Below are 23,656 nucleotides of genomic sequence, written 5' to 3'. Positions count from 1 at the left end.
CTTACTCTGCCGGGCTCGTCCGCGGGGTCGGCGCCTCGGGGTCGATCTCGGCCTCGGCGAGCTCGTCGTGGTGCGTGGCCGCGGAGCGCTGGGCGTGGGTCAGGTAGCCGGCACGCGCCATGGCGTTGCCGCCGACCGCCGCCGTGCCCAGCTGGATGAGGATCGCGAGGGCGACCTTGGCGGTGTTGAGCGGGGTGGGGTGGTGCATCAGCACGCCCACCAGGATGAGGCTGATGCCCAGCCCGCCCGCCATGGTCACGCCGCTCAGCCGCGAGTACACGTCAGGCAGCCGCAGCAGGCCGAAGGCACCGAGGGCGAAGACCGCGACGCCGAGCAGGATCAGGGCCGTGCCGATGCCGGCGAGGGTCACGGTCATCTCTTGCCTCCCGTGATCAGCCGGGCCAGGGACAGCGCGGCGATGAACCCCACGATGGTCCCGACCAGGGCGAGGTCGATGATGTACCCGGTCTCCAGGCGCAGGCCCAGGAGGACGACCAGCGCCACGAAGCCGAAGAAGATGATGTCCGCCGCGGCACCCCGGTCGGCGTCCGAGGGCCCCTTGAGGATGCGGATCGTGGCGGCCAGCATCGACAGCACGATGACCGCGAAGGCCACGTCGATGACGTTCATGCGCGCTCCTCGGGTCCGGGGTGCTCGGGCACGGGGTCGATGTCCGGGGGCGGGGCCGGGTGACGCTCGACCGGAGGCGGGACGGGACCTGGCTCGGGGTCGCGCCGCAGGAAGCCGATCATGCGCGCCTCCATCGCGTAGATGCCCTCCCGGAAGGAGTCCGGGTCCTCGACGTACATGCCGTGCACCCAGAGGGTCGCGGGGGCCTTGCGGACCGCGACGGTGACGGTGCCCGGGGTCAGCGTGATCATGTTGGCGATGGTGGTGATCTCGATGTCCGTGCGCGCACGGAGCGGGACCTCGATGAACCCCGCGCTGATCGAGCTGCCCGGGGTCAGCAGGTCCTTGGCCAGGACGAGGTTCGCCTTGACCACCTCGAGGGCGTAGTAGACGGGGAACGCGAGGATCCGCAGCCCCCAGCGCAGTGCCGAGATCATCGGCCGATCACCGCCTCGACGTAGGCCGACGTGTCGAGCAGGCCGGCGGCCGCCTGGCTGCTCAGGGAGAGCAGGCCCTCGGCGCCCAGGCCGATGCCCAGCGTCACGAGGGTCAGGACCACCGAGGGCAGCAGCACCGCGGGACGGACCCGGGAGCGGGTCGCGCTGCCGTCCTCGGGCCGGGGTGCCGTGGCCGCCGGTGCGGCGACCGCCGTCTGCGTGGCCGGAGCGGCGCCTCCGTCAGCCTCGGCCGTCGCGGCCGGGCTGCCGAGCGGGGCCTGGGAGTCGATCCCGGTGCCGCTGCCGGCGACCTCCTCCTCGTCGTCGGGCTTGGGGCCCCAGAAGGCGGTGCCCCAGATCTTGAGCATCGACATGAGGGTGACGAGGCTGACCGCCACCGCGGTCGCGACCACGGCCCACTGCTGGGCGTCGACCGCGGCGGTGACCAGGCTCAGCTTGGCGACGAAGCCCGAGAAGGGCGGCAGGCCCGCGAGGGACAGGGCGGCGCCGAGGAAGGCCGCCGCGAGGATCGGCTCGCGCCGGGCGATCGACCCGAGCCGGTCGAGCCTGCTGTGCCCGTAGGCGTGCTCGATCGCGCCGGTCGAGAGGAAGAGGGATGCCTTCACGATCATGTGGTGGATCAGGTAGAAGATCCCCGCCATGAGGCCCAGCGGCGTGAAGAGCGCGACCCCCAGCAGGATGTAGCCGATCTGGCTGACCATGTGGAACACGAGGATGGACCGGGTGGTGTCCTGGCCCACGGCTCCCATGACCCCGATGACCATCGTGGCGCTGAAGACCACGAGGCCGATCCACAGGTACCGCGAGTCGCCGTCGAAGACCACCGCGTAGATCCGGTAGATCGCGTAGATCGCGACCTTGGTGTGCAGGCCCGAGAACAGCGCCGTCACGGCGGGGGAGGTCGCGGGGTAGGCCCGGGTCAGCCAGCCGTGCACCGGCACGACGGCGGCCTTGACCGACAGGGCCAGCAGGCAGACCCCGGCGGCGGCGGCCACCAGGGGAGACTCGTGCGCGGCGCCGGCGAGCTCGGCGAGGTTCACGGTGCCCGCCACCCCGTAGATGAGGCCGACCCCTGCGAGGAAGATCGTCGAGGTCAGCAGGTTGACCGTGACGTAGAGGCGGCCGGCGGTGAGCCGCGTGAAGCCGCCGGTCATCGCCAGGAGCCCGTAGGAGGGCAGCAGCATGACCTCGATGAAGACGAACAGGTTGAAGAGGTCTCCGGTCATCAGCGCCCCGTAGACCCCGGCGCTGAGCACGAGGACCAGGACGGGGAAGTACCGGGCGCGGACGGTCCCCACGGCGATGGCGAAGGCCGAGGCGACCAGGGTGAGCAGGGCCGTCGTCGTGAGCACGAGCGCGGTGAACGCGTCAGCGACGAAGGGGATCGCGATGCCGTTCGGCCAGAGGCTGACGTTGTGGGCCAGGACCGTCCCGTCGGCCGTCTCGGCGATCATCAGCCCGCCCGCGGCGAGGGCGCCGACGCTCGGCAGGATCATCAACCAGCGACGGACGGCGGGGGAGTCGTCGAGGACCACGAGCAGGGCCGCCACGAGCAGCGGCACCGCCACGATCAGCGGGAGCAGGGCGGCGTTCATGAGGGGTCCTCGGTGTCGTCGTCGCTGCGGGCCACGGCGAGGGTCAGCATGTAGATCGTGATCGCGAAGGCGATGACGATGGCCGTCAGCACGAAGGCCTGCGGGAGCGGGTCCGCGGCGGTGGCGGGGTCGGCCGTGGCCATGAGCGGTGCGTCACGGCGCGAGGTCACCCCCGCCGACATGAGGATCAGGTTCACGGCGTGGCTCAGCATGATGAAGCCGAGCACGATGCGGATCATCCCGCGCTGCAGCAGCATGAAGACACCGCCGGCCACGAGGATGCCGATGCTCAGGGCGAGGGTCATCGTCGGCCTCCCTTCGGCGACGCGAGGTCCGGCTCGGCGGCCGTCCCCTCGTCGATCTCGTCGTTGGTCTCGTCCTCGGAGTCCGGGTCGTCCTCGTCGGTGCTCTCGACCCCGGGGCCGAGTGGCTCCTCGGCGTGGATGTCGTCCTCGGTGCCGAGCCGGTTCAGGGCCGTGAGCAGGACGCCGATGACGGCGAGGTACACGCCGACGTCGAAGATCAGCGCGGTGGTGAAGTGGTAGTAGCCGTCACCCGGCAGCGGGATGTCGACGTGCAGCGGGCGCAGGAACGAGCCCTCGAGGTAGCCGAGGATCCCGGACCCGCCCGCGATGGCGACCCCCGCGGCGATGAGCCGCGGGTACGGCAGCCGGATCCGGGCACGGGCCGCGGCGGGGGCGGCGAGGTAGGCCAGCGCGAACCCGGCGCCGCCGACGAGGGCCGCGATGAACCCGCCGCCGGGGGCCGAGTGGCCGCGGAGCAGCAGGTAGAGGGACAGGAGCGTGAGCACCGGCCCGAGGCCTCGGGCCACGGTCCGCATGATCAGGGAGTTCTCGCGGGCGGAGAACACCACGTTCTGCGCGAAGCCCGCGACCTTCTCGGGCAGACGGCCGTGGTTGAGCCGGGCGGACTCGAGCACCCCGATGATGATCAGGCCGGTGACCCCCAGCACGACGAGCTCACCGAGGGTGTCCAGGGCACGGAAGTCGACCAGGATCGTGTTGACGACGTTGGTCCCGCCCGTCTCCTCCTCGGCGTTGCGCAGGAAGTACTCCGAGGCGGGGGACATCTCCCGACGGCCGGTCAGGGCGAAGGCCGCCAGGCCGGCCGCGACGCCCATCACGACGGCGACCACCCCGGCTCCCAGGCGCCGTGCGCGTGGGGTGGGGTGGAAGGCGCGCGGGAGCCGGCGCAGCACGAGCACCGCGACCACCACGGTGAGGATCTCGACCAGCAGCTGGGTCAGCGCGAGGTCGAAGCCACCGAGCAGCAGGAACCACAGCGCGACCGCGAAGCCCACGACACCGACCAGCGCCACGGCGGCGAGCCGCGACCGCGTGATCACGACCGCGGTGACGGCGACGAGGATCAGCGCGACGAGCAGCCAGTCGGTGGGTCGCGTGGTCGGCTCGGGCTGTGCGGGGACCACGGGCCGACCGAGGGTCACCGCGATGGCGGTGCCGCCGAGGGTCAGCAAGATGGCTGCCAGGTACGGGGCCGGGGCGTTCGAGGCGGTCAGGCGACCGATCCGGACACCGGCGGCGATCACGCCGCGGTAGGCGGCCTCGAAGACCTGCGTGCCCTGCACGGGGACGAGCTGGCGGTCCAGGACCCGGTCCACGGCGACCCGCTGCCAGGCGAGCACCGCACCGAGGCCGATCACGATCGCGGAGAGCAGGAGGGGCAGGTTGAACCCGTGCCACAGGGCCAGGTGGCTCTCGTGCGCCGTCCCCGTCGTGTCGAGCACGAGGCGGTCGACCAGCGGGTCGAGCACGGGAAGGGCGAAGGCCAGGACCAGGCCGCTCAGCGCCGTCACGGCCGGGGCCAGGAGGTAGCTGGGGCCGGCCTCGCCGTGCTTGGCGGTGCCGGGAGATCCGCCGAAGGCCCCGTAGACCATCCGGAACGAGTAGGCGAAGGTCAGGGTGGAGGCCGCGACGGCCCCGAGGGCGACCAGGAGGCCGACCCACGGCTCGCCAGGGAGCCCGACCATCGCGTCGAGGATCGCCTCCTTGCTGACGAAGCCCAGCAGGGGCGGTATGCCGGCCATCGAGAGCGCCCCGATGGTCATCAGCGTGGCCGTGGCCGGCATGGCACGCCAGAGCCCGGGCAGCTCGCGGATGTCCCGCGTGCCGTTCCGCGTGTCCACGACGCCCATGAGCATGAAGAGCGAGGCCTTGAACAGCGCGTGGGCCAGGGTGTGCACCCCGGCAGCCGCCAGGGCGTAGGGGGTGCCGACGCCGATGATCGCGACGAGCAGGCCGAGCTGGCTCACCGTCGAGTAGGCCAGGAGCTCCTTGAGGTCGGTGCGCTGCAGGGCGAACAGGGCCCCGATGAAGGCCGTCACGAGGCCCGTGCCGATGAGCAGCACGTTCCACAGCGGGAAGTCGCCGAACACCGGCGTGAACCGCATGAGCAGGTAGATCCCGGCCTTGACCATGGTCGCGGCGTGCAGGTAGGTGCTCACCGGGGTGCTCGCGGCCATCGCGTCGGGCAGCCAGTAGTGGAACGGGAACTGGGCCGACTTGGTGAAGGCGGCCAGGATCACCAGCAGCGCGACGGCGACCGACCAGCCGGGGCTGGCCTGCCAGTCGGTCTCGGCGAGGATCGTCGACAGGCGGCTCGTGCCCGCGTTGACCATGAGCATCACGACGGCGGCGAGCAGGGCCAGGCCGCCCAGGCCGGTGAGGATGAAGGTGCGGACCGCGGGCCGGTTCGCCGACTCCCCCGAGAGGCCGATGAGGAGGAAGGAGCAGATCGTCGTGAGCTCCCAGAAGACGAACATCACCACGACGTCGTCCGCGAGCACCAGGCCGAGCATCGCGACCGCGAAGGCGGTCATGAGCCCGTAGAAGCCGGTCCGTCGACCGGGCGGGAAGTACCGCGTCGAGTAGGCCATGACCAGGGCGCCGACGCCCAGGACGAGCATCGCGAAGAGCCAGGAGGTGCCGTCGAGTCGAAGGTGCAGGCCGACGTCGAGGGTCGGCATCCACGGGACGAAGAACTCGAGGGTCTCGCCGCGGCCGAGGACGGCCGGGGCCTGCGCCCCGACCACGGCGGCCAGGGTGCCGAAGACCCCGGCGAGGACCCAGCCGGCGTTGCGGCCCAGGCCGCGGTCGAGCAGCGGGGTCGCGGCGACGGCGACGACCAGCACGCCGAGGAGGACGGGGAGGATCACGCGTCACCCCCGCCCACGGGCGTGGGCTGCGGGGTGGAGACCGGGGAGGCCGCTGCGGGGGTGCGCAGGGCGGGGACGTCGGCCAAGAGGCACAGGCGTGCGCCAGTCACGTGGACTCCAAGAGGGCAGGGGGGAGCGGACTGCCGACCAGTCTTCCCGGCGCACCGCCCCCCAGGGTAAGCGAAGCCGACGTCCGGCGCGTCACGAGGGGCCGGACGGGGTCCCGCCGTGGGGGTCGAGGTCGGTCGGAGAGACTGGCTCGACGGGCCGCGACGACTCGGCGACCACCTCGACGCCGGGTCGGTCCCGCGGGGGGTCGAAGCGGTAGCCGACGTTGCGGACCGTCCCGATCAGCTGCTCGTGCTCGGGGCCGAGCTTGGCGCGCAGGCGCCGCACGTGGACGTCGACCGTCCGGGTGCCGCCGAAATAGTCGTACCCCCAGACCTCCTGCAGCAGCTGCGCACGGGTGAACACCCGGCCCGGGTGCTGCGCGAGGTACTTCAGGAGCTCGAACTCCTTGTAGGTGAGGTCGAGGGGACGGCCGCGCAGGCGTGCCGTGTACCCGCCCGCGTCGATGGTCAGCTCCCCGCTCGAGATCTCCTCGACGTCGACGACGGGGTGCTCCTCGGAGGAGCGCTCCATCGCGAGCCGCAGCCGGGCCTCGACCTCGGCCGGGGAGGCGTCCTCGAGGAGCATGTCCGTGGCCCCCCACTCGGCCGTGACGACGGTGAGGCCGCCCTCGGTCAGCACGAGGACCAGCGGGACGCTCAGCCCGGTGGCGCGCAGCAGCCGGCACGTCGAGCGGGCGGCCGCGAGGTCGCGCCGCGCATCGAGCAGCAGCACGTCGGAGTCGGGCGCGTCGAGCAGGGCCGACGGCTCGACCGGGAGCACCCGGACCCGGTGGCCGAGCAGCCCGAGGGCGGGGAGCACCTGGGCGGAGCCCCCAGCGCTGGGTGTGAGCAGCAAAAGGTCTGCCACGGGGGTTGCCTCCTGCGGATGACGTGGGGGTAAAGGTACCGCCGTCGGCCCGGGAGGGTGACCAGGCGCCGATCTGCGAGACTCTGCACCGTGCTCAGCCCCGCCCTCGCCGCGCCCGCCGATCCCGCGCGCCGCCCTCGCCACCCGGACCCGGCTCGTCCGCTCGCGCGGCCCGTGGTGCGCTGATGGACGTCTCGACGCGGGCCGTGCTGACCGCGGCCGTGGCCACCCTCGTCGCTGCGGCTGCCTTCTTCGGCGAGCTCCCCCTGGTGGGGGTCTCGATCCTGCTGGTGCTGCTCTTCGCGATCGGCTGGCCCCGGCTGCTCGGCCTGCCCAGCCCGCTCGGTGCCGGGGTGGTGATCGCCCTCTCCGGGGCCGGGGCCGTCCTCGCGATCACGGCGACCCGGGGCGAGCCCTACCTGCGGGACCTGCCGATCGTCCTGGCCCTCGCGGTGCTGCTGGCCTTCGTCAACGAGCTCGCTCGGCAGGACGGGCGGCTGCGCCTCGTCGAGTCCGTGACGGGGACGGTGACGGGGGTGCTGATCGTGACCGCGGCCGCAGGCTGGGTGGCCTCGGGGCGGACCCCGGGGGGCACCTCCCTGGTGGTGAGCGGGGCGGTGGCCCTCGCGATCGGCGCCGCGGTCTCGGCCGTTCCCCTGGGAGGCTGGACCGGTGCCGTCATGACCACGGGCGCTGCCGTCGTCGCGGGCGGGACGGTGGGCGCCGTGATGCCCTCGGTCTCGATCCTCGCCGGGGCCCTCCTGGGACTCGCGACCGGGCTGCTCGTCGCCGCCCTGCACGTTCTCTTCGACGGGGTGCCGTCCCTCGAGCGCAGGACGGCAGCCCTGGCCGCCCTCGTGCTGCCCGTCTCGGTCAGCGGGATCCTCGTGTACGTCGTGGGCCGGGTCCTCGTCGGCTGATCGGTCCGCCCCGCGCCGCAGCTCAGTAGACCAACGCCTGGGTCCCGGGTCGCAGGGTCTCCTCGACGAAGCTCGGCGCCCCCGCCACACGCACCCCGGGCAGCAGGTCGGTCGGCTCGATGCCCCGGCGGACCGCGCACTGGGTGCACACCGTGACCTGACCCTCGGCCAGCACGACCTCGAGCAGGTCGGCGAGCGGGGTCGCGTGGGCGAGCTCGACGTCGCCCGCCCGGCCGGGCAGCGCGAGCCACGCCGCCTCCCCGGTCAGCCACAGGCTCACCCGGGCCCCGGCGGCGACCGCGGCGGCTGCGACCGTGAAGGCCTGGTTGCAGGCCTCGGGACGGTCGGCCCCCGAGGTCGTCTTGACCACGAGGGAGGGCTGGTCGCGCGCGTCAGGCATGCGAGAAGCCTAGGCGTCGTAGGATCGGTCCATGCTGGCCCTCGAGATCTTCTTCATCGGACTCCTCGTCGCGTCCGCGATCACGATCACGTGGTTCGCGGGCTACGTCGTCTACAAGCTCTTCCAGGGGCAGCGGTAGCCCATGGCGTTCACCCTGCCCGAAGGGCTCGCCCCTGAGGTCTACCCGCTGGCCTGGCTCGTGGGGACGTGGCGCGGCAAGGGCGTCGTGGTCTACCCGAACATCCCGGAGACCGCGGTCACGCAGGAGGTCGTCGTCGACCACGACGGCGGCCCGTACCTGCGGTGGAGCAGCACGCTCTGGCTCGCGCCCGACGCCGTGCCCGACCCCACCACCGGCGACGACGCCGCCGAGGCCGAGCCTCGGGTGTGGGGCACCGAGCAGGGCTACTGGCGCATCCCGCCCGAACGCCCCGCCGACGTCCCGCAGGACAGGCACCCGGTCGAGCTCATGCTGGTGGACCCCGCCGGTCACCTCTCGCTGTACGCCGGCATCGTGGGCAACGGGCGCATCGACCTCGCGAGCGACCTGATCGCCCGGACCCCCGACGCCGCCGAGGTCAGCGCTGCGACCCGGCTGTACGGCTTCGTCCAGGGCGAGCTGATGTGGACCTGGGACCTCGCCGCCTTCGGCGAGCCGCTGCAGTCCTACGCCTCGGCGCGGCTGACCCGGGTCGAGCCGTGACCGCCGCGGGGCCCCGAAGCCCGCTGCTCGCCCGCCACGGTGCGGTCGAGGCTGCCGGGCCCGACCACGGCGTGGCCTGGCACTACGGCGACCCGACCGCCGAGCAGCGCGCCCTCGAGGCGGGTGGAGCAGTGGTCGACCAGTCCCACCTGGGGGTCGTGACGGTCACCGGTCCCGACCGTCTGACCTGGCTGAACTCGATCACCTCGCAGGAGCTCACGGCCCTCGCCCCGCACGTCTCGACCGAGACGCTCGTGCTGAGCCCGCACGGCCACGTCGAGCACGCGGCCGCCGTGGTCGACGACGGCACGACGACGTGGCTGATCACCGCCGACCCGGCCGGGCTGGCCACCTGGCTCGACTCGATGCGCTTCATGATGCGCGTCGAGGTGGTCGACGTGACCGAGCAGTGGGCGGCCCTCGGCGAGCCCGTGGACGCCGCGCCCGGCCACGGTGAGCCCGTCACCTGGTGCGACCCGTGGCCGCGCACCCTCGCCGGCGGCACCCGCTACGGCCCGCCCGACGACGAGCACCCGGGCCGTGAGCGTCCGTGGCGCCTGGTGCTCGTTCCCCGCGCCGAGCTCGAGGCCGCCGTGGCCGAGCGCGAGGCCGCCGGCTGGCGCCTCGCCGGGACGTGGGCCTCCGAGGCCCTGCGCGTCGCCGCGTGGCGCCCGCGCGCCGCGACCGAGCTCGACCACCGCACCATCCCGCACGAGCTCGACTGGCTGCGCACCGCGGTCCACCTGCACAAGGGCTGCTACCGGGGCCAGGAGACGATCGCCCGGGTGCACAACCTTGGCCGGCCGCCGCGACGCCTGGTGATGCTGCACCTGGACGGCTCGGGCCACCTGCTGCCTGCGCACGGCGCCGAGGTGAGCCTGGCCGGCCGCGTGATCGGCGCGGTCACGACGGTCGCGCGGCACCACGAGCTCGGACCGGTGGCCCTCGCGGTGGTCAAGCGCAGCGCCGACGTCACGGCCGAGCTCGTCGTGGCCTGCGACGGGGGCGACGTGGCGGCGTCCCAGGAGGTCGTCGTCGCGGGCGAAGGGCTCTCGGTCGACCGTCCGGCCCCGCGGGCTCCTGTGGCTCGCGGCCTCGCGCCGCGCCCGGCCCCGTGACCCGGGTCGACCGGGCGTGACCTCGGCCCGGGTCGTCGCCCGGGCACGCGTGCGGCAGGGCTGGGCACGCGTCCGGCGGGCGTTCGTCCCGGTGCTCCTGGCGAGCGCCGCGGCAGGGCTGGCGTGGGCCATCGCGCACCACGTGCTCGGCCACCCGTATCCCTTCTTCGCCCCCGTCTCGGCATGGGTCGCCCTCGGGTTCACGGCCGATCGCCAGCTGCGCCGCGTGGCCGAGCTCGCGATCGGCGTCGCCGTCGGGGTTCTCCTGGGCGACCTGCTGGTGCACGTGATCGGCAGCGGGGCCGTGCAGATCGCCGTCGTCCTGGCGGTGGCCGGGCTCGTCGCCCGGTTCATCGACCGCGGGGCTCTCCTCGCGACCCAGGCCGGGGTGCAGGCCATCGTCATCGTGGGGCTGCCCGCGGCGCAGTCGGGCGGACCGGTGGACCGGTGGGTCGACGCGCTGGTCGGTGGGGGAGTCGCCCTGGTGGCTGCCGCACTCTGGCCGCAGGACCCGCGCCGCCGGATCCGGTCCCTCGCCGAGGAGGGCATCCACGAGATCACCGAGGTCGTGAGCCTGCTCGGGCGCGGTCTGACCCGTGGCGACGAGGAGGACGTCGAGGAGGCGCTCGTGCGGGGCCGCGCCTCGCAGCCCGTGCTCGACCAGTGGCGCTCCGAGGCCGCCAACGCGCGGCAGAACGCTCGCGTCTCTCCCGCCAACCGCCGGCACCGGGGTGAGCTGGGCGACCTCGAGACCGCCGCGGTGCGGGCCGACCGTGCCATGCGCAACGCGCGGGTGCTGGCGCGCCGCTGCGCGATGCTCGTCCGTGACGGCCACGAGGTCGACCGGCTGGCCGAGCTGGCCCTTGAGCTCTCGACGGCCTGCCACGAGCTGAGCGATGCGCGCGGGGCCGGCGCGGTGCCCACCCAGGCCCGCGAGCGGCTCGCCGCCGTCGCGCGGGCCAGCGACCCGTGGGAGGTCTCCCGGGATGACTGGCAGGTGCAGGGCGTGGTCCTCCTGCTGCGCTCCCTCGTGGTGGACCTGCTCGAGGTCGCGGGCACCGAGCCGGGGGTCGCGCGAGGGCTGCTGCCCGACATCTGAGACCGGCACCGTCTGTCCCTCATGTCCGGGCTTGTCCGGCCCGATCCTGTCAGGGTGACCCTTGTCGACGCGCTGGAACCCCGGGACCGGGTGGTCGCCGGACGGGTCGCAGCGACCCTCACCGCGATCGGCTCGGTCGTGCTCGTCGCGTACGAGGGCTACAACGTCGTGATCGACCGCCCCGGGACCACCGTCACCTCCTTCGCCCTGGCCGTCGTGGTCGCCCTCCTGCTGGTCCTCGTGGCGGTCTCGTTCCGTCGTCGACCGATGCGGATGCCGCGGGTGTCCTTCGTCGCGCTGCCCGTGGTCGCGACCCTGGTGGTGACCGCCTTCAACGTCGGCACGCAGGACGCGAGCACCGCGGCGCGGTTCAGCCTGACCTTCGCCGTGGTCTACGCGGGCGGGTACCTCCGAGCCCCCGCGGCCTGGTTCGTCATGGCGGTCGCGACGGCGTGCGACGCCGTCGTCGTCCTCGCGGTCCTGCCGCCCAGCGCCGTGGCCTCCGAGCTGGTGATCGCGTCGGTGGCCTTCGGCGCCCTCACCGGGGTGCTCGTCAGCGCAGGGCGACGCAACGACGTCCTCGTCGCCGAGCTGAACAGGTGGGCGACGACGGACTCGCTGACGGGCCTCGCCAGCCGACGCGCCTTCGAGCAGGCGGCCCGTGAGCTCCTCGACTCCCCGGACCAGGGGCGGGGCACGGGGCTGCTGGTGATCGACCTCGACCGCTTCAAGGACCTCAACGACGCGTACGGGCACCCTGCGGGGGACGCCGCCCTCGTCCACGTCGCGCAGGTGCTGCGTGGTCACGTACGGCCCCAGGACCTCGTCGCGCGGCTCGGGGGTGACGAGCTCGCGGTCCTCCTCCCCGAGGTCGACGGTGACGCCCTGGGCCACCGGGCCGAGGCCCTGCGCCACGCGGTCCAGGCCGAGCCCATGGTCTGGGACGGGGCGGCGGTGCCCCTCTCGCTCAGTGCGGGCGGAGCGCACGTCATGCCCGGGCGGGGCGACGCCCCAGCCCCGATGGTGGGCGGACCGCGAGGCCTGGTGCCGCCCGAGGGCGTGGCCGGGCACGCCGAGCAGGGGGAGGGGCGAGGGCCTCGGCGTCTCGAGGTCCTGTACCGCGCCGCCGACGCCGCGCTCTACCGCGCCAAGCGGGAGGGGCGGGACCGGGTCGAGGTCGTGAGCGTGCCCGCGGACCACGCCGAGGGGACTGCGCGACCGCCCGTCGACGGCCTCGCGCGCCCGTCGGTCGGCAGCCCCGCCGACGCCGCGAGCCCCGCGGTCTCGTAGGCTTCAGGCGTGTCCAACCTCTACTCGGCGCAGCTCTTCGTCTTCCTGGCGCTGTACCTCCTCGTCTTCGTGCTGTGCGTGGTCGCGATCGCCGACCTCGCCCGCCGCCCTGCGGCCGCCTTCGTCTCGGGGGGCAAGCGGACCAAGACGTTCTGGGGCGTGCTGCTCGGGGTCGCCCTCGCCGTGGCCTTCGTCGCGATCCCGCCGCCGCTGGGCATCGGGGCCCTGAGGTTCTTGGCCCTGGGCAGCGCGGTGGCCTCGATCGTGTACCTCGTCGACGTCAAGCCCGCGATCGCCCCGTACTCGGGGCGAGGTGGACGCCCGGGCGGGTCGCGCGGCGGATGGTGACCGGGCTCCTCGCCGAGGTGGTGCGAGGGGGCCTCGTCGAGTCCGAGCACCACGGGCACCTCGTGCTCGTCCCCGGTCGGCCCGAGGGGGCCTCGTCCGAGCTCACCGTCGGTGACCCCGACGCGACGATCTGGCCCCGGTCCACGGTCAAGCCCCTGCAGGCCGTGGCGATGCTGCGCGCCGGTCTCGAGATCGACGACCGCGGGCTGGCGCTGGCCTGTGCGAGCCACGACGGCTCGGCCGAGCACCTCGCGGTGGTGAGGGCCGTCCTCGAGGGGGCTGGTCTCGGGGTCGACGCCCTGCTCAACACCCCGACACTCCCCTCGGACCCCGAGGCAGCCGCCCTCTGGCGGGCCGAGGGCGGCACCGCCTCCTCGGTCACGCAGAACTGCTCGGGCAAGCACGCGGCCATGGTGCGCACCTGCGCCCAGCTCGGGTGGGACACCGCCACGTACCTCGACCCCGAGCACCCGCTGCAGCAGGCCATCCGTGCGACCCTCACCGAGCTCACCGGGGTCCCGGTCGAGCTGACCACGGTCGACGGGTGCGGGGCCCCGCTGCTCTCGACGACGTCACGGGGCCTGGCCCGGGCCTTCGGGCGGATCGCGAGCGCTGCCGCGGGCGCGGGCGACGAGCTGCCCCTCGACGCCCCGGAGACCCCCGAGGCGCGGGTCGCCCGGGTGATGGTCCGCCACCCCGAGCTGGTCGGGGGCCCCGGCCGCGAGGTCACCCGCCTCATGCGTGCGGTCCCGGGCCTGGTCGTCAAGGACGGGGCGGACGGCGTCTACGCGGCGGGTCTGCCCGACGGGACCGGCCTGGCCCTCAAGGTGCGCGACGGGTCGATGCGGCCCTGCGCCGTCGTCGTGGCGGGTGCCCTCGAGCGTGCCCTCGACGGGGCGAGGACCCGCGAGTCGGTGCTGGCGCGCGGCGATGGTGCCCGGATGCAGGAGGTGCTGACGGCGCTGCGCGAGGTCGGTCGCACCCCGGTCCTGGGTCACGGCGTCCCCGTCGGTGAGGTCCGTGCCGTGCTGGACGCGGGAGCTGCGCGCGGGGGTGCGTCGTGAGGGCCGTCGTGCAGCGCGTGAGCCGCGCCTCGGTCACCGTGGACGGCGAGGTGGTCGGGCAGATCGACGAGCCCGGCCTGGTGGTGCTCGTCGGGGTGACCCACGAGGACGGCGCCGACCAGGTGGCGCTCATCGCGCGCAAGGTGGCAGAGCTGCGCATCCTGCGTGAGGAGCGCTCGGCGGTCGACGCCGGGGCCCCGGTGCTCGTGGTCAGCCAGTTCACGCTCTACGCCGACACCCGCAAGGGTCGCCGTCCGACCTGGAACGCAGCAGCCCCCGGCCCCGTGGCCGAGCCCCTCGTCGACGCCGTCGTCGCCGACCTGCGCGCTCGCGGCCTGCGCGTGGAGACCGGGGCCTTCGGCGCGGACATGGCCGTCGAGCTCGTCAACGACGGCCCGACCACGATCCTCCTCGAGGCCTGACCCCCCTCCCTCCCCACCCCCTCTCGTGTCAGAACCTGGGATACCCCTGGCACCCCCACCGTCTGACACGAGCGTGGTCTGGTCTCGTGTCAGACGGTGGGATACCTCTGGCGACCTGGGCTTCTGACACGAGAAAAGCACGATCGTGCTAATTTGCTCGAGTGGATGCGGGGGCGAGCGAGGAGAGCAAGGGGCAGCGGACCCGTGCCGCGATCCTCGAGCGGGCCGTCGAGGTGGCCTGCCGGGTGGGCCTCGGCGGCCTGACCGTGGGGCAGCTCGCGGCCGAGGCGGGGCTGTCCAAGAGCGGGCTCTACGCGCACGTCCGCTCGAAGGAGGCGCTGCAGCTCGCGGTCCTCGAGACGGCGGCCGAGCAGTTCGCCGCGGCTGTCGTACGGCCAGCCCTCCAGGCCCCGCGGGGGGAGCCACGGGTGCACGCCCTGGTCGACCGCTGGCTGGCCTGCGGGCGGACCTTCGCCCCGGGCGGGGTGCTGATCGTCAAGGCCAGCGTCGAGCTCGACGACCAGGAGGGGGCCGTCCGCGACCTCCTCGAGGAGCAGCACCGTGAGCTGGTCCGGACGATCGCGCGCATCGTCGCCGGGGGGGTGGCGGACGGCCAGTTCCGCGTCGACGTCGCCCCCGACCAGTTCGCCGCCGACCTCTACGGCGTGATGCTCGCCTACTACCACGCGCACCGTCTGCTGCGGGACCCGCGGGCCGAGGCGCGCGCCCGGACCGCGGTGGCCGCCCTGCTGGCCGCGGCGCGCAGTCCCCACCACCAGGGCGCCGTCCGTGCGCCCGACGAGGACGCGCCCAGCCGCGCGCCGCACGACGAGGAGTGATCCCCATGCCCCCGATCCCGGCTCCGACCGAGACCACAGCCCCCGCCGCCCCCAGCGCCGGCGTCGACCCCGCCCTGGCCGCCCCGGTGGCCCCCCAGGTCCGGGGGGCGCGGGCCCACGCCCTCCGGGCCACCTTCGCGGTCCTCGACCGGCTCGCCCCGGACCTCGCGGCCGAGCGGGCCGTCCGCCTGTGGTGCACCCCGCCCGGCAACCCCGGCCGTCGCAAGGACTTCCGCCCCCACCCCGGGCAGATCGACCGCGTCCGGACCGAGCGCGGGGCCGAGCTCGTCGTGGAGAGCTGGGGCGAGGGCCCGGTGATCTACCTCGTGCACGGCTGGGGTGGCTGGCGCGGTCAGCTGGGCGCCTTCGTCGCCCCTCTGGTCGCGGCCGGGTACCGGGTCGTGGCCTTCGACGCCCCCGGCCACGGGGAGTCTGAGCCGGGGCTCATGGGCCCGGGCCAGGGCAACGTGCTCGACGCCGTCGAGGGTCTCGCCGCGGTCGGTCGGGCCTTCGGGCCCGCCGCGGGCATGGTCGCCCACTCGATGGGGTGCACCGCGGCGGTCGTCGTGGCGCGCGAGCACCTCGCCGTCGGGCGTCTCGCGCTGATCGCCCCCAACGAGGACTTCGCGCGGATCTCCTACGGGTTCGCGCAGGCCATCGGCGTGACCGAGCGCACCCGCAGCCGGCTCCAGGCCCGCCTCGAGGAGCTCTGCGAGCGCCCGGTCGAGGGCTTCGACCTCGGCCCGCTCGGGGCCGACGGCGGCCTCCCCGACCCCGTGGTCATCCACGACCGTCAGGACAAGGAGACCCCGTACGCCGTCGGCGCCCGCATCGCCGGCTCGTGGCCCGACGCCAGGTTCCTGGCCACCTCGGGCCTGGGCCACCAGCGCATCCTCGCGGACGACGGCGTGGTCGCGGCCGTCGTCGAGCACCTCACCCGGCCGGCCGGCTCCTAGCCTCGAGCTCGGCCATCGGGATCCCGAGCAGCGCCGCGAGGGTGCGGACCACGCCGTTCTCGGTGTTGGCGGGAGCCTCGTAGCGGGCGCGCTCGCGGACCTCGGGGTGGGCGTTGGCCATCGCGAAGGAGAGGTCGGCGGCCTCGATCATCTGCACGTCGTTGAGGTAGTCGCCGAAGACGACGGTCTGGGCCGGGGTCACGCCGAGCGCCTCCTGCAGCGTCGCGAGCGCAGCGCCCTTGTGGGTGCGCCGGTCCATGACGTCGGTCCAGTGCTGGCCCGAGACCACCACCTGGTGGGTCGCGGTGAAGCGCTGCAGGGCGGGGGCCGTGGTGCGGTGCGCGGCGCCGAAGTCGAAGACGGCGACCTTGAGCACGTCGTCCTCGACCGCGAGGAGGTCCTCGACCACGGTGAGCCGCGCGTAGTACCGCTCGGCCTCGTCGAGGAACGGCCGGTCGGCGCGCTCGACGTAGGCCGAGCGCTTGCCGCAGACCACGGCCCCCACGTCCGGGCCCGACGCCGCGAGCTCCCGCACCGTCGCGACGACCTCCTCGACGAGGGGCCGGTCCAGGGCCCGCGAGCTGAGCTCGGCGCCGTCCCGCGAGACGTAGGCGCCGTTCTCGGCGATGTACGCGAGCTCCTGCGGCCGGCCGGCGAACTGCTCGACGAGGGTCGCGTGCTGGCGGCCGCTCGCGGGGCAGAAGACCACTCCGCGTCGGTCGAGCTCGTCGAGCAGGGGCCACAGGGTCGGGTGCACCTGGTGGTCGGCGTCGAGCAGGGTCCCGTCCATGTCGACCGCGACGAGGCGGATGTCGAGGGCTGCGGGGTCGAGGCCGGCGGGAAGCTCGGCGGAGGTCAGGGCAGTCGTCTCGGGCACGCGGACCATCCTCCCCTCTCCCCGTGGCTCCCCGTGACCTCACGATCGGATCACGCCTGCGGCGAACACGGGCAGTGCTGGGGGGTACCCGCGGTTAGCCTTGACGAACGACGTCCAGACCCTGCGCCAGGCAGGGTGAACGCCGCCCGCAAGGAGCGCAGATGTTCGAGAGATTCACCGACCGGGCCCGCCGGGTGGTCGTCCTCGCCCAAGAAGAGGCGCGGATGCTCAACCACAACTACATCGGGACCGAGCACATCCTGCTCGGGCTCATCCACGAGGGTGAGGGCGTCGCAGCGAAGGCGCTCGAGTCGCTCGGGATCTCCCTGGACGCCGTGCGCCAGCAGGTCCAGGAGATCATCGGCGAGGGCCAGCAGGCCCCCTCGGGTCACATCCCCTTCACCCCGCGCGCCAAGAAGGTGCTCGAGCTGTCCCTGCGCGAGGCGCTGCAGCTCGGCCACAACTACATCGGCACCGAGCACATCCTCCTCGGCCTCATCCGCGAGGGCGAGGGCGTGGCCGCCCAGGTGCTGAACAAGCTGGGAGCCGACCTCAACCGGGTCCGCCAGCAGGTCATCCAGCTGCTCTCGGGCTACCAGGGCAAGGAGCCCGTCGCGGCGGGCGGCCCGGCCGAGGGTCAGCCCTCGGGCTCGGCCGTGCTCGACCAGTTCGGCCGGAACCTCACCCAGGCGGCCCGCGAGGGCAAGCTCGACCCGGTGATCGGCCGCGCGCAGGAGATCGAGCGCGTGATGCAGGTCCTGTCTCGCCGCACCAAGAACAACCCGGTCCTCATCGGGGAGCCCGGCGTCGGCAAGACCGCCGTCGTCGAGGGCCTCGCGCAGGACATCGTGCGCGGCGACGTGCCCGAGACCCTCAAGGACAAGCAGCTCTACACGCTCGACCTGGGTGCCCTCGTGGCCGGCTCGCGCTACCGCGGTGACTTCGAGGAGCGCCTCAAGAAGGTCCTCAAGGAGATCCGCACCCGCGGCGACATCATCCTGTTCATCGACGAGATCCACACCCTCGTCGGGGCCGGGGCCGCCGAGGGCGCGATCGACGCCGCCAGCATCCTCAAGCCGATGCTGGCGCGCGGCGAGCTGCAGACCATCGGGGCGACCACCCTCGAGGAGTACCGCAAGCACGTCGAGAAGGACGCCGCCCTCGAGCGGCGCTTCCAGCCGATCCAGGTGGCCGAGCCGAACCTCAAGCACGCCATCGAGATCCTCAAGGGCCTGCGGGACCGCTACGAGGCGCACCACCGCGTGTCCATCACGGACAGCGCCCTCATCGCGGCGGCCACCCTGGCCGACCGCTACGTCAACGACCGGTTCCTGCCGGACAAGGCGATCGACCTGATCGACGAGGCCGGCGCGCGCCTGCGGATCCGTCGCATGACGGCCCCGCCCGAGCTGCGTGACCTCGACGAGCAGATCGCCGAGGCGCGTCGCGACAAGGAGTCCGCGATCGACGAGCAGGACTTCGAGAAGGCCGCGCGGCTGCGGGACACCGAGAAGCAGCTCGGCCTCCAGCGTGCCGAGAAGGAGAAGGCCTGGAAGTCGGGCGACCTGGACACGGTCGCCGAGGTCGACGAGGAGCTCATCGCCGAGGTGCTGGCGATGTCCACCGGCATCCCGGTGTTCAAGCTCACCGAGGAGGAGTCCAGCCGGCTGCTCCACATGGAGGACGAGCTGCACAAGCGCGTCGTCGGCCAGGAGGACGCCATCAAGGCGCTCTCGCAGGCCATCCGCCGCACGCGGGCCGGGCTCAAGGACCCGAAGCGCCCCGGTGGCTCGTTCATCTTCGCCGGCCCCACGGGCGTCGGGAAGACCGAGCTCGCCAAGGCCCTCGCGGAGTTCCTCTTCGGTGACGAGGACGCGCTCATCCAGCTCGACATGAGCGAGTTCTCCGAGAAGCACACCGTCTCGCGGCTCTTCGGCTCGCCCCCCGGGTACGTCGGGTACGACGAGGGCGGGCAGCTCACCGAGAAGGTGCGTCGTCGTCCGTTCTCGGTGGTCCTCTTCGACGAGGTCGAGAAGGCCCACGCGGACATCTTCAACTCGCTGCTGCAGATCCTCGAGGACGGTCGCCTGACCGACTCGCAGGGCCGGGTGGTCGACTTCAAGAACACCGTGATCATCATGACCACGAACCTCGGCACGCGGGACATCGCCAAGGGCGTCCAGACCGGCTTCCAGGCCGGTGGCGACCTGTCGACCTCCTACGAGCGGATGAAGGCGAAGGTCGGGGACGAGCTCAAGCAGCACTTCCGGCCCGAGTTCCTCAACCGTGTCGACGACACGGTCGTGTTCCCGCAGCTCACGCAGACCGAGATCATCCAGATCGTCGACCTGATGATCGCCAAGCTCGAGACGCGGCTCAAGGACAAGGGCATGGGCATCGAGCTCACGCCCGCGGCCAAGCAGCTGCTCGCCGACAAGGGGTACGACCCCGTGCTGGGGGCCCGGCCGCTGCGCCGCGCCATCCAGCGCGAGATCGAGGACCAGCTCTCGGAGAAGATCCTCTTCGGCGAGCTCCGCACCGGTCAGACCGTCCAGGTCGACGCCGAGGGCGAGGGCCTGCTCGGGGAGTTCATCTTCCGGGGCATCGGCAAGGACGCCCCCGCCGAGGGCGAGGGTGGCGAGCCGGTCGGCGTCGCGGTGTCGGCCATGCCGCCGCTCACCACGACCGACGACGGGTCGAGCGAGGACTGAGCGCAGGACCCCCACCCTGACCGGGTGGGGCTGAGCACCGGGAGCGCCCGGGGCAGGTGGGAGACCACCGGCCCCGGGCGCTTCGTCGTCCCCAGGGCCTGCGGCGCGCACCGCCTCCAGGCACGTGCTGCTCCAGGCGCTGCCTACCCCGCCTGGTCGGCCCCCGCCGTCGGGGTCGAGGCGCTGAGGCCCGCGGTGAGCTGGTCGGTCTGGGCCAGGTGGTTGGCCATGATCGCGGAGGCGCGGTCCCCGTCCCCCTCGGCGAGGGCGGCGATGAGGTCCCGGTGCTCGCGGGCGCTCTTGGCGTGGTCGACGCCGCCCACCCGGGCGAAGGCCGCGAGGTAGTAGCTGCTGATCTGCCGCAGGTGGGTGAGGATCCCCGCCAGGCGCGGCGCGCGCGCGGCCTCGATGACGGCGAGGTGGAACTCGCGGTTCGCCTCGAGCCAGTCCTGGTGGGTCTCGGTGGCCTCCATGACCGTTTCGAGGTCGCGCAGGTGGTCGAGCTCCTCGGGGGTGATGTGCTCGGCGGCCTGGCGGACGGCGAGCGGCTCGAGGACGAGGCGCAGCTCGTTGACCTCGATCGCGTCGGCGATGTCGATGCGCCGCACGGTCGCGGCGCGGTGCGGGTCGAAGTCGACGAGGCCCTCGTTGATGAGGTCGCGCATCGCCTCTCGCACCGGGGTGACGCTGATGCCGAGCTGCTCGGCGATCTCGGTCTGGACCAGCTTGGACCCGGGTGGGTAGTCCCCGGCGAAGATCGCCGACCGGAGGCGTGTGCGCACCCACTCGTGGGTGGTGCGGGCCGGTCGGCCGTCCTGCGCTCTGTGTCCCGGCACTCGCCGCTCCTCGTCCCTCGACCGCGCCCCGGCGCCAGGTCTCCGATCCGTCATCGTGCCACGGGACAGGGTCGGCGCGACGACGCCTGCAGGTCGCCGGCCGGTCTCCCGTGACGCGTTACACCCTCTTTACACACGACACATGCGCGAGAAACGGCCTCCCCGTAGACATGCTCTATAGATTATAGAACCCACCGAGGAGATGGCCGTGGCATCCACCCTGACGAGTCCTCGCCCTGACGTCGACACCTCGGCGGCACCCCCGCAGCTGGTGATCGACCAGGTCCACCGCAGCTTCCCGAACCCCGAGGGGGGCACCGTCGACGCCCTCGTCGACGCCAACCTCAGCGTCCGACCGGGGGAGTTCATCTCCCTCATCGGGCCGAGCGGGTGCGGCAAGAGCACCCTGTTCAACCTCATCGCGGGGCTCGACGCCCCGAGCAGCGGGCGCATCGTGATCGACGGCGTGGACCGTGCGGGCCAGCAGGGGCTCGTCGGCTACATGCTGCAGAAGGACCTGCTGCTGCCGTGGCGCACCGTGGTCGAGAACGTCGTCCTGGGCCTCGAGATCAGTGGCGTCCGCAAGAAGGCCGCCCAGGCGATCGCCCGGCCCCTGCTCACCACGTACGGCCTCGCTGGCTTCGAGAACCGCTACCCCCACCAGCTCTCGGGCGGGATGAAGCAGCGGGTCGCCCTGCTCCGCACCATCCTGTTCAACCGCGACATCATCCTGCTCGACGAGCCCTTCGGAGCCCTCGACGCCCAGACCCGCGAGCAGATGCAGGAGTGGCTCCTCGACCTGTGGGACGACTTCCACAAGACCGTCCTGTTCGTGACCCACGACATCGACGAGGCGATCTACCTCTCCGACCGGGTCTTCGTCATGTCCGCCCGGCCCGGGCGGATCATCGCCGAGTTCGAGGTCCCGCTCTCCCGGCCCCGCAAGCCCTCGGTGGTCACGAGCCCCGAGTTCGTCGCGCTCAAGGCTGACGCCCGGGAGCTGCTCAACGGGGCCCACACCACCCACACCACCCACACCACCAGCAGTCTCAGCTCCCAGGAAGGGACGGTGGCCTGATGGCTACCCTCGTCAAGCCGCCGACCGCCGAGGGGCAGCCCACCTCGGAGGGCAGTCTCCAGGAGCTCGCGACCCTGCGCCGGACCACCACCCCACCGATGCGACGCCGCCGGTCGGAGAAGGAGCCGCGCGGCTGGGTCGTCGCGGCCCTGCGCCTGGGTGTCGTGGTCATCGCCCTCGTCGGGTGGGAGCTCGGCGTCCGCGCGGGCCTGGTGGACCCGTTCTTCTGGAGCCAGCCCTCGAGCATCTGGGAGACCGGGGTGATCGCCTTCCGGTCGGGGGACATCCTGGCCAACGCCCGGTTCACCTTCACCTCGACCGTGCTCGGGTTCATCATCGGGGTGCTGGGAGGTGTGGCGATCGGGCTGTCCTTCTGGTGGTCGCGGGCCTACGCGCTGACCGCCGAGCCCCTCGTCATCGCCTTCGAGGCGATGCCCAAGCTCGCCCTCGCCCCCATCGTCGTGCTCGTGCTGGGACTGGGCATGACCTCCAAGGTCGCGATGGCCACCGCCCTGGTGATCGTCATCCAGATCCTCAACACCTACTCGGCGGTCAAGGCGGTCGACAAGGACCTGACCACCCTCATGTACTCCCTCGGGGCGTCGCGCTGGCAGGTCTTCGTCAAGGTGGTGGTCCCCTCGATACTCCCGTGGGTGGCCTCGAGCCTGCGGGTCGCGATCGGCCTGGCCCTGACCGGCGCGATCGTCGGGGAGTACATCGGGTCCAACGCCGGCCTCGGCCGGATGATCCAGTACGCCGGGTCCACGTACGACATCGCCCTGATCTGGGTCGGCGTGTTCACCCTGGCCGCGCTGTCGATGGCCCTCTACCTCGTCGTCTCCTGGTTCGAGAAGCGCCTGCTCTCCAACATCACACACACCCGGTAGCCCGATCGCTCGACAGCCCGCCCGCGCCTTCCCCGTCCCCTCCCGACGACGGCACCCGCCGTCGTCCTGACCCTGCACGCCTGCACCCCTGCATGCCGTCCCCCCGTCCCCACCCACGAAGGACACCTCCCGTGAAGAAGACCTCCCTCCTGGCCCTGGCCACGGTCTCGGCCCTCACCCTCGCCGCGTGCGGTGGTGCGGCCGACGCCGATCCGGGCACCGCCGAGCCCGCGGCCGAGGCCGCCTCGACCGAGATGACGACCATCACCGTCGCCGAGCCCGTGCACGGCGTCGGCTACCTGCCCCTGTATGCGGCCCAGGCCGAGGGCTTCTTCGCCGAGGAGGGCCTCGAGGTCGAGGTCACGACGCTGACCGGCGGCGGCCACGTCAACGCGACCCTCGCCGGGGAGACCTTCGGGTTCATCGGCGGGCCCGAGTCGGGGGCCGTGGCCAACGTCAAGGGCGCCGATTTGGTGACCATCGCCAACGTCGTAAACCGCGGCAACGTCTACGTGGTCGCCGCCGAGGGCACCGAGCCCGCCGAGGGCGAGGACATCGGTGAGTACCTGACCGGCAAGACCATCGTGGGCGGCCGCTACGGCGGTACCCCGAACGCGATCCTGCGGCACATCCTGGCCCTCGAGGGGCTGGACCCGGAGAGCGACGTCACGCTCATCGAGGTCGAGGACTCGAGCGCGATCCCCTCGGTCATCGCACAGGGCCAGGCGGATGTCGCCGTCGTCGCCGAGCCCCAGCTGGGCCTGGGGATGGCCGAAGGCCTGTGGGGCGAGCCCTTCCTCAACCCGCTGCAGCTCCTCGGGCCGTACGCGTACTCCTCGATCGTCGTGCCGCGCGAGACCGTCGAGAACGACCCCGACCTGGTGCAGGCCTTCGTCACGGCCCTCGAGCAGGGCCAGGAGCTCATCGAGAGCGACCCCGAGTACGCCGCCGAGCTCACCGCTGTCGAGTTCCCGACCATGGACCCCGAGGTCATCGACTCGACCCTGGCCCGCGCCTATGCCGACGAGCTGTGGGGCGGCACCCACCTGACCGAGGAGGCCGTCGAGACGGCCCTCGAGGTGGCCCGCTCGGGGAACATCCTCGACGACTCGGGGACGCCGCAGAGCTTCGACCAGATCGCCGACAACCAGTTCGTCTCGAGCGCTCCCTGACGGTCCTGGCGCGAGCAGCATCCCCGCACGACGCACCCAGCAGCACCCAGTCCAGCAGCTCTCCCAGCAGCACCCGACG

General features: G+C 72.9%; 24 protein-coding genes. 14 read left to right on the top strand and 10 right to left on the bottom strand.

The features are described from left to right. Nucleotide 1 precedes the first annotated feature (1 nt). From J4G33_RS16315 to J4G33_RS16285, 7 genes are all read right to left on the bottom strand, one after another. Nucleotides 2-376, bottom strand: a complete 375-nt coding sequence (locus tag J4G33_RS16315; RefSeq protein WP_208057065.1) for a cation:proton antiporter — start codon at nt 374-376, stop codon at nt 2-4. Further along, nucleotides 373-630, bottom strand: coding sequence for an MrpF/PhaF family protein (locus tag J4G33_RS16310; protein WP_208057064.1), 258 nt, complete (start codon nt 628-630; stop codon nt 373-375). The genes J4G33_RS16315 and J4G33_RS16310 overlap by 4 nt, the downstream gene beginning before the upstream one ends. Continuing rightward, the gene (locus tag J4G33_RS16305; RefSeq protein ID WP_208057063.1) at nt 627-1,067 is read right to left on the bottom strand and encodes a Na+/H+ antiporter subunit E; all 441 of its coding nucleotides are present in this window, start codon (nt 1,065-1,067) and stop codon (nt 627-629) included. Before J4G33_RS16305 ends, J4G33_RS16310 begins: the two co-directional genes overlap by 4 nt. After that, nucleotides 1,064-2,683: a monovalent cation/H+ antiporter subunit D family protein gene (locus tag J4G33_RS16300; RefSeq protein WP_208057062.1), complete on the bottom strand. Its 1,620-nt coding sequence runs from the start codon at nt 2,681-2,683 to the stop codon at nt 1,064-1,066. The genes J4G33_RS16305 and J4G33_RS16300 overlap by 4 nt, the downstream gene beginning before the upstream one ends. Then, nucleotides 2,680-2,988, bottom strand: a complete 309-nt coding sequence (locus J4G33_RS16295; RefSeq protein WP_208057061.1) for a sodium:proton antiporter — start codon at nt 2,986-2,988, stop codon at nt 2,680-2,682. Before J4G33_RS16295 ends, J4G33_RS16300 begins: the two co-directional genes overlap by 4 nt. Then, the gene (locus tag J4G33_RS16290) at nt 2,985-5,879 is read right to left on the bottom strand and encodes a DUF4040 family protein (RefSeq protein WP_208057060.1); all 2,895 of its coding nucleotides are present in this window, start codon (nt 5,877-5,879) and stop codon (nt 2,985-2,987) included. Before J4G33_RS16290 ends, J4G33_RS16295 begins: the two co-directional genes overlap by 4 nt. 201 nt (nt 5,880-6,080) lie before the next feature. Next, complete coding sequence (locus tag J4G33_RS16285) at nt 6,081-6,857, bottom strand: winged helix-turn-helix transcriptional regulator (RefSeq protein WP_208057059.1); 777 nt, start codon at nt 6,855-6,857, stop codon at nt 6,081-6,083. 185 nt (nt 6,858-7,042) lie between these two features. Here J4G33_RS16285 and J4G33_RS16280 point away from each other — a divergent pair, with 185 nt between their 5' ends. After that, complete coding sequence (locus J4G33_RS16280; RefSeq protein ID WP_208057058.1) at nt 7,043-7,777, top strand: hypothetical protein; 735 nt, start codon at nt 7,043-7,045, stop codon at nt 7,775-7,777. A gap of 22 nt (nt 7,778-7,799) precedes the next feature. Here the strand turns inward: J4G33_RS16280 and J4G33_RS16275 are convergent, their stop codons facing one another. Beyond that, nucleotides 7,800-8,177, bottom strand: coding sequence for a DsrE family protein (locus tag J4G33_RS16275; protein ID WP_208057057.1), 378 nt, complete (start codon nt 8,175-8,177; stop codon nt 7,800-7,802). Nucleotides 8,178-8,319: 142 nt separating this feature from the next. Between J4G33_RS16275 and J4G33_RS16270 the strand changes: the two genes are divergently transcribed. From J4G33_RS16270 to J4G33_RS16230, 9 genes are all read left to right on the top strand, one after another. After that, nucleotides 8,320-8,880, top strand: a complete 561-nt coding sequence (locus J4G33_RS16270) for a heme-binding beta-barrel domain-containing protein (RefSeq protein WP_208057056.1) — start codon at nt 8,320-8,322, stop codon at nt 8,878-8,880. Next, a complete protein-coding gene (gene ygfZ / locus J4G33_RS16265) occupies nt 8,877-9,998 on the top strand; it encodes a CAF17-like 4Fe-4S cluster assembly/insertion protein YgfZ (RefSeq protein ID WP_208057055.1) in 1,122 nt (373 codons plus the stop codon). The genes J4G33_RS16270 and ygfZ overlap by 4 nt, the downstream gene beginning before the upstream one ends. A gap of 16 nt (nt 9,999-10,014) precedes the next feature. Continuing rightward, nucleotides 10,015-11,097: an FUSC family protein gene (locus J4G33_RS16260; RefSeq protein WP_208057054.1), complete on the top strand. Its 1,083-nt coding sequence runs from the start codon at nt 10,015-10,017 to the stop codon at nt 11,095-11,097. Nucleotides 11,098-11,151: 54 nt separating this feature from the next. Further along, entirely contained in the window at nt 11,152-12,387 is a 1,236-nt protein-coding gene (locus J4G33_RS16255; RefSeq protein ID WP_307793971.1) for a GGDEF domain-containing protein, read from the top strand. Nucleotides 12,388-12,396: 9 nt separating this feature from the next. Further along, nucleotides 12,397-12,735: a DUF2516 family protein gene (locus J4G33_RS16250; protein WP_208057052.1), complete on the top strand. Its 339-nt coding sequence runs from the start codon at nt 12,397-12,399 to the stop codon at nt 12,733-12,735. Further along, nucleotides 12,729-13,799, top strand: coding sequence for an asparaginase (locus tag J4G33_RS16245; RefSeq protein WP_208057051.1), 1,071 nt, complete (start codon nt 12,729-12,731; stop codon nt 13,797-13,799). The genes J4G33_RS16250 and J4G33_RS16245 overlap by 7 nt, the downstream gene beginning before the upstream one ends. Next, nucleotides 13,796-14,221 (top strand): D-aminoacyl-tRNA deacylase, encoded by a 426-nt coding sequence (dtd, locus tag J4G33_RS16240; RefSeq protein ID WP_208057050.1) that lies wholly within the window; start codon nt 13,796-13,798, stop codon nt 14,219-14,221. The genes J4G33_RS16245 and dtd overlap by 4 nt, the downstream gene beginning before the upstream one ends. 161 nt (nt 14,222-14,382) lie before the next feature. Next, nucleotides 14,383-15,060, top strand: a complete 678-nt coding sequence (locus J4G33_RS16235; RefSeq protein ID WP_208057049.1) for a TetR/AcrR family transcriptional regulator — start codon at nt 14,383-14,385, stop codon at nt 15,058-15,060. 5 nt (nt 15,061-15,065) lie between these two features. Continuing rightward, a complete protein-coding gene (locus J4G33_RS16230; RefSeq protein WP_208057048.1) occupies nt 15,066-16,016 on the top strand; it encodes an alpha/beta fold hydrolase in 951 nt (316 codons plus the stop codon). On the opposite strand, the gene J4G33_RS16225 is transcribed toward J4G33_RS16230, so the two are convergent. After that, nucleotides 15,994-16,893 carry a Cof-type HAD-IIB family hydrolase gene (locus J4G33_RS16225; RefSeq protein ID WP_372435073.1) on the bottom strand — a complete coding sequence of 300 codons (900 nt, stop codon included), beginning with the start codon at nt 16,891-16,893 and terminating at the stop codon, nt 15,994-15,996. The genes J4G33_RS16230 and J4G33_RS16225 overlap by 23 nt on opposite strands. A gap of 161 nt (nt 16,894-17,054) precedes the next feature. Between J4G33_RS16225 and J4G33_RS16220 the strand changes: the two genes are divergently transcribed. Further along, on the top strand, nt 17,055-19,604 hold the full coding sequence (locus J4G33_RS16220; RefSeq protein WP_208057046.1) for an ATP-dependent Clp protease ATP-binding subunit: 2,550 nt from the start codon (nt 17,055-17,057) through the stop codon (nt 19,602-19,604). A gap of 143 nt (nt 19,605-19,747) precedes the next feature. On the opposite strand, the gene J4G33_RS16215 is transcribed toward J4G33_RS16220, so the two are convergent. Beyond that, nucleotides 19,748-20,440 carry a GntR family transcriptional regulator gene (locus tag J4G33_RS16215; protein WP_208057045.1) on the bottom strand — a complete coding sequence of 231 codons (693 nt, stop codon included), beginning with the start codon at nt 20,438-20,440 and terminating at the stop codon, nt 19,748-19,750. A gap of 208 nt (nt 20,441-20,648) precedes the next feature. On the opposite strand from J4G33_RS16215, the gene J4G33_RS16210 reads away from it, so the two are divergent. The 3 genes from J4G33_RS16210 (at nt 20,649) to J4G33_RS16200 (ending at nt 23,577) form a co-directional block, all read left to right on the top strand. Next, nucleotides 20,649-21,518, top strand: a complete 870-nt coding sequence (locus J4G33_RS16210; protein ID WP_208057044.1) for an ABC transporter ATP-binding protein — start codon at nt 20,649-20,651, stop codon at nt 21,516-21,518. Next, entirely contained in the window at nt 21,518-22,405 is an 888-nt protein-coding gene (locus J4G33_RS16205) for an ABC transporter permease (RefSeq protein ID WP_208057043.1), read from the top strand. The genes J4G33_RS16210 and J4G33_RS16205 overlap by 1 nt, the downstream gene beginning before the upstream one ends. 131 nt (nt 22,406-22,536) lie before the next feature. Then, entirely contained in the window at nt 22,537-23,577 is a 1,041-nt protein-coding gene (locus tag J4G33_RS16200) for an ABC transporter substrate-binding protein (protein ID WP_208057042.1), read from the top strand. Nucleotides 23,578-23,656 lie beyond the last annotated feature (79 nt).

It is taken from the genome of Actinotalea soli, from assembly GCF_017565425.1.
In the GTDB taxonomy this organism is placed as follows: domain Bacteria; phylum Actinomycetota; class Actinomycetes; order Actinomycetales; family Cellulomonadaceae; genus Actinotalea; species Actinotalea soli.
The sequence above is the reverse complement of the archived record's forward strand: the minus strand, read 5'-3'. Positions and strand labels throughout refer to the sequence as shown.

Coding starts and splice junctions, on each gene's coding strand:
- J4G33_RS16305 (WP_208057063.1), bottom strand. CDS start 1,067: ATGATCTCGGCACTGCGCTGGGGGCTGCGGATCCTCGCGTTCCCCGTC.
- J4G33_RS16270 (WP_208057056.1), top strand. CDS start 8,320: ATGGCGTTCACCCTGCCCGAAGGGCTCGCCCCTGAGGTCTACCCGCTG.
- J4G33_RS16220 (WP_208057046.1), top strand. CDS start 17,055: ATGTTCGAGAGATTCACCGACCGGGCCCGCCGGGTGGTCGTCCTCGCC.
- J4G33_RS16245 (WP_208057051.1), top strand. CDS start 12,729: ATGGTGACCGGGCTCCTCGCCGAGGTGGTGCGAGGGGGCCTCGTCGAG.
- J4G33_RS16295 (WP_208057061.1), bottom strand. CDS start 2,988: ATGACCCTCGCCCTGAGCATCGGCATCCTCGTGGCCGGCGGTGTCTTC.
- J4G33_RS16300 (WP_208057062.1), bottom strand. CDS start 2,683: ATGAACGCCGCCCTGCTCCCGCTGATCGTGGCGGTGCCGCTGCTCGTG.
- J4G33_RS16310 (WP_208057064.1), bottom strand. CDS start 630: ATGAACGTCATCGACGTGGCCTTCGCGGTCATCGTGCTGTCGATGCTG.
- J4G33_RS16275 (WP_208057057.1), bottom strand. CDS start 8,177: ATGCCTGACGCGCGCGACCAGCCCTCCCTCGTGGTCAAGACGACCTCG.
- J4G33_RS16205 (WP_208057043.1), top strand. CDS start 21,518: ATGGCTACCCTCGTCAAGCCGCCGACCGCCGAGGGGCAGCCCACCTCG.
- J4G33_RS16315 (WP_208057065.1), bottom strand. CDS start 376: ATGACCGTGACCCTCGCCGGCATCGGCACGGCCCTGATCCTGCTCGGC.
- J4G33_RS16280 (WP_208057058.1), top strand. CDS start 7,043: ATGGACGTCTCGACGCGGGCCGTGCTGACCGCGGCCGTGGCCACCCTC.
- J4G33_RS16230 (WP_208057048.1), top strand. CDS start 15,066: ATGCCCCCGATCCCGGCTCCGACCGAGACCACAGCCCCCGCCGCCCCC.